The sequence below is a fragment of the Ruoffia sp. FAM 20857 genome (assembly GCF_045528645.1).
GTDB classification, from domain to species: Bacteria; Bacillota; Bacilli; order Lactobacillales; family Aerococcaceae; genus Ruoffia; species Ruoffia halotolerans.
On sequence record NZ_JBGQRB010000096.1, the window covers coordinates 1 to 2059 of the forward strand.

The window sequence follows — 2059 nt, forward strand, 5'->3', positions numbered from 1 at the left end:
AGTCTGTAAGATATCTGTAGTAAGATTGTTCATAGGGAAGTCCTCTTTTCTGTGAATTTAGTGTGGTAACTCTATTCTACAGAAGGGACTTCCTTTTTTCTATTTACACAAAATATTTTACACTCTCACAGAATCAATGAGCTATGTTCAACTACCTCATTTTTGGATGACAATTATAATTACTTTAGCTTTTATTAGTATTCTGACTTTCCTTACTCGACAACTTATAAAGTGGTTCTACAGATATTATATCAATGCAAAAACATTCATTTATATTATTATTTTGTGCATTTTCTTTGTTGTTTATTATGCTCAACTGATGAATCTTTTCGAGTATTTCTTACTCAATGATTCAATGCTTACTATATTTAGAAGTGTTTATTTATTCGCGAGTGTATTATTTGTTCTAGTACTTATATTCTTTCACAATAGCAGTGAGCAAATTCGAATGATTGAACAAGAAAAAGCTCAAGAAGAAGTTAATCAACAATATAATCAGTTGATTACAAGGCAATATGATGATGTTCGTCAGTTTCGTCATGATTATCAAAATATATTGCTTAGTCTTGATGGATTCATAAAAGCTGAAGAGTGGGATCAATTACGGGATTATTTTGAACGAGTCTTAGATAAACATGACATTCAAACAGATGATACCAATCGGCAATTAGGTAAACTAATTTACTTACAAAATGCTGACTTACGAAACTTAATCTATACTAAACTATTATATGCCAAGTCACGAGGGATTGTTGTGAACATTGAAGTGTCAGAAAGTATGTTTATTGAAACAGATGAAACATTATCATTGCCACGTATGTTAGGCATTATTTTAGATAATGCCATCGAAGAAGCGGCAGAAATTCAACATGGAGAGCTATCGGTTTCATTAATCCAAGAAGAATTGGAGTCCCTAATAATTGTAGAAAACTCTTGCCGAGTAAATATTGAAAGTTTAGTTACATTAAAAGAAAACGGATATTCAACCAAAGGGGCAGAACGAGGGATTGGACTCTTTAACTTAGATAGACTAGTAGATAAGTCTATGATACTGCTTAATACTCAAATTAATGATCAGGTGTTTACTCAAGAGCTGATCATCCCAAGAGAGGTGATTTGATGCAATCTATTTATATTTGCGAAGATGACAAGAAGCAATTAGCCTATATGAGTGAAGTCATTGCTAATTACATTATGATTGAATCACTTGATATGGAACTCAGCCTGGCATCTGTGAACCCACTCATTCTTTTAGAAGCAATTAGGTCTGAAAAAGCTTCGAATGCAATCTATTTTCTTGATATTGATTTAAACCATGATATGAATGGTTTAGACTTAGCTAAAGAGATAAGAAAGGTTGATGACTTAGGTAAAATTGTATTTATAACTACACACGCAGAATTAGCTCCGGTTACTTTTCGTTATAAAGTTGAAGCGATTGATTACATAGTAAAAAAGACACCTGAAGAATTACAAAACCGAATAATAGAAATTTTGAATGTGATTGGTGAGAGACAACATTTAAATTCAGAAGTAAAAAGACAATATACATTTAAAGTAGGTAGTAAAATGCGCTCAATCGCTTTAGATAATATTATATATTTCGAAAGTTTATCTCAGCCGCATAAAGTGGCAATCATTACTACAAATGGACATTATCAGTTCTATGAAAGTTTAAAGGCAATTGAAAAATCACATGAGGAATTTATCCGTGTTCACAAATCATTTATTGCGAATATAATGATGATTGAAAGTGTTAATCAAAAAGAAAAAATCATTACTTTTAAAAATGGTTTAACTTGTGATTTATCAGTAGCAAGAGCCAAAGAAGTACGTAAGCGACTAGAAGAAATGAGTATCAGACCATAAATAAGCACCGATAAATGCAGTTCTCCTGCATTTATCGGTGCTTTATTCTTTAATTAAAAGCAGTTGTTTATGGCAATATAATAATACATAAGATTGCAGCCTAAAAGTACATAACCAGGCAACAAAAAAAGCCTTGTTAGTCATCCAGTTTACCTCTAAAGTTTAAGTTACGACGCTTAACTTGGAGGAA

General features: G+C 31.7%; 2 protein-coding genes. Both read left to right on the forward strand.

Features of this window, described 5'->3' with window-relative positions; all coding sequences use genetic code 11:
- Window positions 1–448 precede the first annotated feature (448 nt).
- A complete protein-coding gene (locus ACEN4N_RS11325) occupies window positions 449–1120 on the forward strand; it encodes a sensor histidine kinase (RefSeq protein WP_171031254.1) in 672 nt (223 codons plus the stop codon).
- The gene (locus tag ACEN4N_RS11330; protein ID WP_338486946.1) at window positions 1120–1869 is read left to right on the forward strand and encodes a LytTR family DNA-binding domain-containing protein; all 750 of its coding nucleotides are present in this window, start codon (window positions 1120–1122) and stop codon (window positions 1867–1869) included. The genes ACEN4N_RS11325 and ACEN4N_RS11330 overlap by 1 nt, the downstream gene beginning before the upstream one ends.
- Window positions 1870–2059 lie beyond the last annotated feature (190 nt).